The organism is Halomonas sp. 3D7M, assembly GCF_014897885.1.
GTDB lineage: Bacteria > Pseudomonadota > Gammaproteobacteria > Pseudomonadales > Halomonadaceae > Vreelandella.
Genome location: NZ_JABUZF010000238.1, coordinates 16,837 through 23,592 on the forward strand (window position 1 = coordinate 16,837; position 6,756 = coordinate 23,592).

The 6,756-nt window shown below is 51.6% G+C and carries 7 protein-coding genes (1 of these 7 only partly in view); 4 read left to right on the forward strand and 3 right to left on the reverse strand.

All coding sequences use genetic code 11. The features are described from left to right. Positions 1-726, forward strand: the 3' portion of a protein-coding gene (locus INT22_RS13525) for an ATP-binding cassette domain-containing protein (RefSeq protein WP_193068418.1). The gene continues 1,215 nt to the left of window position 1, outside the view; only the last 726 of its 1,941 coding nucleotides appear in the window; its start codon lies beyond the left edge, outside the window; its stop codon occupies positions 724-726. A 49-nt stretch (positions 727-775) separates the two neighbouring features. Here INT22_RS13525 and INT22_RS13530 read toward each other — a convergent pair whose 3' ends face one another. Beyond that, positions 776-1,228, reverse strand: a complete 453-nt coding sequence (locus INT22_RS13530) for a universal stress protein (RefSeq protein ID WP_038483043.1) — start codon at positions 1,226-1,228, stop codon at positions 776-778. Between the two features lie 179 nt (positions 1,229-1,407). On the opposite strand from INT22_RS13530, the gene INT22_RS13535 reads away from it, so the two are divergent. After that, a complete protein-coding gene (locus tag INT22_RS13535) occupies positions 1,408-1,950 on the forward strand; it encodes a preprotein translocase subunit YajC (RefSeq protein ID WP_193060528.1) in 543 nt (180 codons plus the stop codon). 8 nt (positions 1,951-1,958) lie between these two features. On the opposite strand, the gene slyA is transcribed toward INT22_RS13535, so the two are convergent. Together slyA and INT22_RS13545 are read right to left on the reverse strand one after the other, a co-directional pair. Then, complete coding sequence (slyA, locus tag INT22_RS13540) at positions 1,959-2,411, reverse strand: transcriptional regulator SlyA (protein WP_193060529.1); 453 nt, start codon at positions 2,409-2,411, stop codon at positions 1,959-1,961. 71 nt (positions 2,412-2,482) lie between these two features. Then, positions 2,483-3,640, reverse strand: a complete 1,158-nt coding sequence (locus tag INT22_RS13545) for a DUF5924 family protein (protein ID WP_089037652.1) — start codon at positions 3,638-3,640, stop codon at positions 2,483-2,485. Between the two features lie 271 nt (positions 3,641-3,911). Between INT22_RS13545 and fadB the strand changes: the two genes are divergently transcribed. Together fadB and INT22_RS21040 are read left to right on the forward strand one after the other, a co-directional pair. Continuing rightward, positions 3,912-6,086 (forward strand): fatty acid oxidation complex subunit alpha FadB, encoded by a 2,175-nt coding sequence (fadB, locus tag INT22_RS13550; RefSeq protein WP_193060530.1) that lies wholly within the window; start codon positions 3,912-3,914, stop codon positions 6,084-6,086. Positions 6,087-6,109: 23 nt separating this feature from the next. Beyond that, positions 6,110-6,756: thiolase family protein (locus INT22_RS21040; protein ID WP_446718953.1), on the forward strand; the 647-nt coding region annotated here is incomplete at its 3' end.

Consider the following 6,756-nt stretch of genomic DNA (forward strand, 5'->3'; position numbering starts at 1 on the left):
GTCGCCCAAGGCAGCGATCGGGTAACCGTTGGTGGAAAAGATCGCCACGTAATGAGCTACCTTCAGGATTTTCTATTCACACCTGATCGTGTTCGACAGCCGGTGAAAGCCCTTTCCGGCGGCGAATCCAACCGTCTGTTGTTAGCCAAGTTGTTTACTCAACCTGCCAACGTATTGGTGTTGGATGAGCCTACCAACGACCTGGATATGGAAACCCTGGAGCTGCTTGAAGAGCTGCTGCTGGACTTTGATGGCACGCTGCTCCTGGTCTCTCACGACCGGACATTTATGGATAACGTCGTGACCAGCATGCTGGCTTTTGAAGGCGAGGGGGTTGTGCGTGAATATGTGGGTGGCTACACGGATTGGATTCGCCAAGGAGGTAAACTGCCGCCTGCTCCGTGGGAAGGCGCTGCCCGCCAGAACACTGAACCGACCAGCGTTGCGGTTGAAAAAACGCCAGAGAAACCGGTTGCTGAGCCTGTTAAAAAAACCGTTAAGCTCTCTTACAAAGTGCAGCGGGAGTTAGATGCGCTACCTGCGGAGATTGAGCGCCTTGAGAATGAAGTAGAGGCGTTAGAGCAAGAGATTGGCGACCCCGCTTTCTATCAGCAAGAAGCCAGTGCCGTCACAGCAAAATTGCAAGCGTTAGAGAACGTACAGCAAACGCTTGAAACGGCAATGGAGCGTTGGATGGAGCTTGAGGCGATGGCCAGCGGTGACTGACACCCGCATCAATGAGTAAAGGCACCCAATGGGTGCCTTTCTACATTGGTTACTCGTCGCTCTCTTCACCTTTTTTGCCGACCCGAACGGCCAAAACGTCGCACTGCGCGCCGTGAAGTACGCCGGTAGACGTGGAGCCTAGCAGCAGGGCAAAGCCATGGCGCCCATGCGAGCCAACAACGATCAGGTCGACGTTGTGCTCTTCTGCAAAACGATGAATTTCCGTGTCTGGCATGCCGACAACGACATGTTGATCAGCGGGCTCGACGTGAGGGGCGGCAATTTCAGTCAGCCGTTTCTTCGCGTGATCATCCAGCTGGTCTTGAATGCTGGTGAGATCCATCGGGATGTCACCACCGTAAGCGAAGCCCAATGGCTCAAGGGTATGCATGATCGAAATCTTGGCGTCGTCATTGCGAGCAGCAATCGCGACTGCACGCTCTAAGATTTTATGGGAGTCTTTAGTTAAATCAACGGCTACTAAAATGTGGTGATAGCTCATGGCTTATCTCCTTCGTGATAATTAACAAAGAGAACGCTTTGTTAGATGACCTTTACTTTAGGCTTCAAGTGCCATCTTAACAACGATCTATGTCATGCTTTTTTAAGTTAACCCGATAGTATGACTAATTTTAACATCCATGCTGATGGCCAGTATTTGCAACGAGGAGAAGTGGTTAGATGGAGTGGCTTATTATTATTTTTATATCGCTGTTTGTTATCGCACCGGTAATGTGGCTTAAGCCCAGCCCGCGGCAGAAGCGCCATATGGCGCTGCGTTTGAATGCCGCCAAGAAGCACGGGGTAGTGATCAAGATGGAGAAGCCCCCGTTGCATAATTTTCGAGGCACGATGCCCGCTTATCGGTGGTATTTTTCCCATCACGCGCCAGGGCCTGATTTTGTGTTAGTGCGTGAATCGAACGCAAGTGAAGCGCTGGAGCTTTATCATGCTGGGTGGCGTTGGCGCATTGCACCATTACGGCCATTGCCAGAAATGGCAAGCGCTACTTTGAAAGCCCTGCTAGAGCGCCTTCCACAAGATGCTTTGGTGGTCGAGTCAAACGCGACGGCGTTAACACTATGGTGGTGGGAGTCACAAACTGCAGAGCGTTTTGCTATCTATGGAGAAGATTTTCAGACGCTAAGAAAGGCGCTTAGCGGATTGTCAGACCGCCCTGCTGCAAAGCCGCTAAATGGGGCTGGCGAAACAGCAGGGCACTGATGGACGTCTTATGCCGAGGGACCGTCTTGGTCTCTTAACTGAATCGCCATACCATTGGACTCTATTAGCGCTAGCCACTTGTCTAACTGATCTAGATCACTCTCACTTAGGCCCGCCAGCATCTCTTTGCGTGCCTCCTGGACGACGCTGTCGATTTGTTCAAGTAGCGGCATTGCCGTTGGCGTCAGATAGAGTCGTTTGCTTCGGCGATCATTATCGCAGGCCCGTCGCTCAACCAGTCCTTGCTCCTCAAGTTGTCCAAGGGTTCTAACTAATGAGGGCGCTTCTACGCCAATCACCCTTGCTAAATCACACTGTGGGTTGCCTTCACCTAACTTCCATAAATGGTAAAGCGTCACCCAGCGTGTTTGTGTTAACCCCAAGGGTGCCAGTCTTCGATCAAGAATAGAGCGCCACAAGTGGGGCAGACGTGCAATGCGAAAACCAATTGTTGAAGCCATAGTAAACAGCTACCGAAAAATGTAAGTAGGCGAATTGTCATAAGCTGCGCCGCTGAATGCAAGGCGTTATGTTATTCGTCCGTTGACAGATCGTTTTCAGAATTGTTGTTTCCGGGTATAAAGCGCCGCAAATTTAGCGCACTCAAGCCGCTAGGTTGGATTTTGCTATCCGCTATCGTGGCTTTTTCCAAATCTTCCGAAACAGTAAACCGGATCAGCCCCAGCCGTTGTCCGCTGGCGGTCATAATGTCGATACGCCACTCTCCCGACGGTGCTTCTGGGAAATTTTGCTTATGGCTCCAGGCACGATAGCCCTGCTCCCGTCCACCGTTGATAGCAAGTTCTACTTCATCTAACAATTCGCCGTTGTGGTGCCATGCATGATGAATTGTCTCGCTTAATCCACGCGGTGCCCGAATGGCGGTGTAAACGTAAAGGCCGGTTGAGCGAATTGCGTCTGGCGTAAGCGCCATGGCTCCCTGCGGCTCGCGGCTCTGAATATCTAGCGCTGGAGAAAGTGCACTGTTTGTCATCCATAAGCTGGCAGGAGGTACCCATATTTTGCCGAGCCAGGCCGCATAGGCCAGCACGATAGTGAGCACAAAGAACCCGCACCAGCGCGTTAACGAGCGTTTTTTAAGTAAGTGCCAAAAACTGGGCAGCGCAACCAATATGGTGATCACTAGCGCAAGGATCAAGCTTTGGCCAGTCGTCAGCTGCAGCATGATAGGCAGAATAACCAGTACCACTAAAAAGACACATTGGGCATGAAAGATAAAATAGAGGCTTCGCCAGCGCCCAGCGAGTTTGTAATAGAGCGGATCTATAATCGACAGTATTGCCATTGCGATCACTAACAGCGCAAATAGTGTCTGCCCGCTGTTCCACACGGTTGTAACCAGGATAAATGGCAACGTAAAGAAAAGTGTTTCCTGGTGAATCATTTGGGCGATAAAGGTAGTAACACCGCGGGGCAAGGTGGGATGGCCGCGTTTAGCAAGCCAGCGCCCGATGAGGCTCTCAGAAAGCAATAGCAGCCAGGCAAAAAGAAGTCCCAGCGCTAATACCGCTCCTAGCCACTGTTGGCGGTCCACCAGAAAAAAACTACCTAGCCCGGCGCCAAACGCGATAGGTGGCCACAGCCAGCTCCAGGGTTTTAAGCGTTCGACGGTACGTTCAACCCGTGCTTGTAGTGCCGTAATACGGGCGGGAGTAAAGAAACTACCCATGGCGTTGTTGGCTCATAAATGAAAACAGCATGATCGTTGGATTCGTCGGCAAAGTCGATGCGTTGCCTATCCTGTCTATAAAAAGCGCAAAAAATGTGGGCCTGCTGTAAGTTGATTTGTGTAAGTGCACTTGAGAGATAAGCGCATTAGCCAAAAGTCAGGGCTTGACGTTCCTCATTATCTCAACCAAGCTTACGCAATCAAACGACCGTATGAAATGCGTGGCAGGTCCGATTAATGGTGCCAGCCCGAACTTGTGGAGAGAGCGCGGATGATCTATCAAGGCAATGCCATCACGGTGGAGCGTCGTGACACCCAAGGTGGCAATGACATCGCTAAGCTCACTTTCGATCTGAAAGATGAGTCCGTTAATAAGCTATCCAGTGCTGTTGTGGCAGAGTTGGGCGAAGCAGTAAAAGCGCTTCAAGCTGAAAGCGGCCTACAGGGGTTGATGATTAGCAGCGGCAAAGATGCGTTTATTGTCGGCGCTGACATCACCGAATTTCACAGCCTTTTTGACAAAGGCGAAGAGTATCTCGTTGAGATGAACCTTAAGGTTCACGACATCTTTAATGCGATTGAAGACCTGCCTTTTCCAACCGTGACGGCCATTAATGGCTTGGCACTGGGTGGCGGCTGCGAAGTACTGTTGACGACTGATTTCCGAGTAATGAGCGAGAAAGCCAAAATTGGCTTGCCTGAAACCAAGCTAGGCATTCTGCCAGGTTGGGGGGGATGTGTACGTTTACCCCGCTTGATTGGTGCGGATAACGCCATTGAGTGGATTGCTGGCGGCACTGAAAATCGTGCTAACGCAGCACTTAAAGTCGGCGCAGTCGATGCTGTCGTTACTCACGAGCTGCTTGAAGAAGCCGCGTTGGACATTCTAGACCGTGCCAATGCCGGCGAGTTAGATTACCAGGCGCGCCGTGAAGAGAAGAAAGCACCGCTTAATCTCAATGCCATTGAGCAAATGATGGCATTTGAAACCGCCAAAGGGTTTGTCGCTGGCAAGGCTGGCCCTCACTATCCCGCGCCGGTAGCGTCGATTAAGGTGATTCAGAAAGGCGCTGGCGAGACGCGTGCCCGCGCCCAGGCGATTGAAGCAAAAGCATTTGCCAAGCTAGCACTCAGCAGTGTTGCCTTTAACTTGGTTGGCTTGTTCCTTAACGACCAAGTCGTGAAGAAAAAAGGGAGCAAATACGAGAAGCAGTCGCAGCCCGTTAAGCAGACAGCTGTGCTGGGCGCTGGCATTATGGGTGGTGGTATCGCCTATCAGAGCGCCAGCAAAGGCACGCCCATCATAATGAAAGATATTAACGATGAGGCGATTGAGCTGGGTCTGAAAGAGGCGCGTAAGCTATTTGCTAAGCAGGTAGAGCGTAAAAAGCTGACGACTGAGCAGATGGCTGAAAAGCTAACCAACATTCGCCCCACGCTTTCCTACGGTGATTTCGGCAATGTTGATCTAGTAGTTGAAGCTGTCGTTGAAAATCCCAAGGTCAAAGGCGCCGTGCTGACCGAAGTGGAAGGCATGGTGAGCGAAAACACCATCCTTACTTCTAACACCTCGACGATCTCTATCAATCGCTTAGCCAAAAACCTTAAGCGTCCAGAAAACTTCTGCGGCATGCACTTTTTTAACCCTGTGCATCGTATGCCGCTGGTGGAAGTGATTCGTGGCGAGAAGACGTCAGATGCAGCGGTGGCCGCCACAGTTGCCTACGCTCGTGCAATGGGCAAAACCCCGATTGTTGTGAATGACTGCCCCGGCTTTTTGGTCAACCGCGTACTGTTCCCCTATTTCGGTGGCTTTAGCTTCCTGGTAGAGCAGGGCGCTGATTTCCAACGCGTTGACAAAGTGATGGAAAAATTTGGCTGGCCCATGGGTCCTGCTTACCTGTTGGACGTAGTGGGTCTAGATACAGCGGTACACGCTAACGAAGTGATGGCGGAAGGCTTCCCGGATCGCATGGCGCGTGACGGCAAAACCGCGATTCAGGTGATGTACGACAATAAGCGTCTGGGCCAGAAGAACGATAAAGGCTTCTATGCCTATGAAGAAGATAAGAAAGGCAAACCTAAGAAAGTTACCGACGAGCAAGCCTACGCGCTGGTGAAAGACGTCGTGAAAGAGCAGAAAGAGTTTTCTGATGAAGACATTATCGCTCGCATGATGGTACCGCTGTGTCTGGAAACTGTTCGTTGCCTTGAAGATGGCATCGTGGAAACTCCCGCTGAAGCCGATATGGCATTAATCTACGGCATCGGCTTCCCTCCCTTCCGCGGTGGCGCACTGCGCTACATTGACGCGATGGGTGTTGCCGAATTCGTGAAGCTAGCCGAAAACCTTGCGGAAGAGTTAGGCCCGCTTTACGCGCCCACTGAGAAGCTGCGTCAGATGGCTCAAAATAACGAGCAATTTTATGCTGGCTCTCAGGCCTAACCACCACGCAAAGGAGATATAAGATGAGTTTGAACCCAAGAGATATCGTGGTGGTTGACGGTGTACGTACCGCCATGGCGAAAGCTAAAAATGGTGCATTCCGCAATGTGCGCGCTGAGAACCTGTCAGCAGCCGTCATGCAGGCGCTGTTTGATCGTAACGCGAATTTAGACCCGTCCGAAGTGGACGATGTTATCTGGGGCTGTGTTAACCAGACGCTCGAGCAGTCCATGAATATTGCGCGTAATGCGGCAATCATGACCGGTATTCCGCGCTCGGTGCCTGCGCAAACGGTTAACCGTCTGTGTGGCTCCTCGATGACGGCACTGCATATTGCGGCGGCCAACATTAAAGCAGGCATGGGCGACTTTTACGTGATTGGTGGGGTAGAGCACATGGAGCACGTGCCCATGGCTCACGGTGTTGATGTTAACCCCGCTGCCAGTAAATACGCCGCAAAAGCCGCCATGATGATGGGGCTGACCGCTGAACTGCTGGGCAAAATGCACGGTATTTCTCGTGAAGACCAGGATAAGTTTGGCGTGCGTTCCCATCAGCGTGCCCAGGCCGCGATGGAAAAAGGCTACTTCGATAACGAAATCATTGGTGTTGAAGGCCACGATCAGCGCGGTTTTAAAATTCTGTTCAAGAACGATGAAGTGATTCGTCC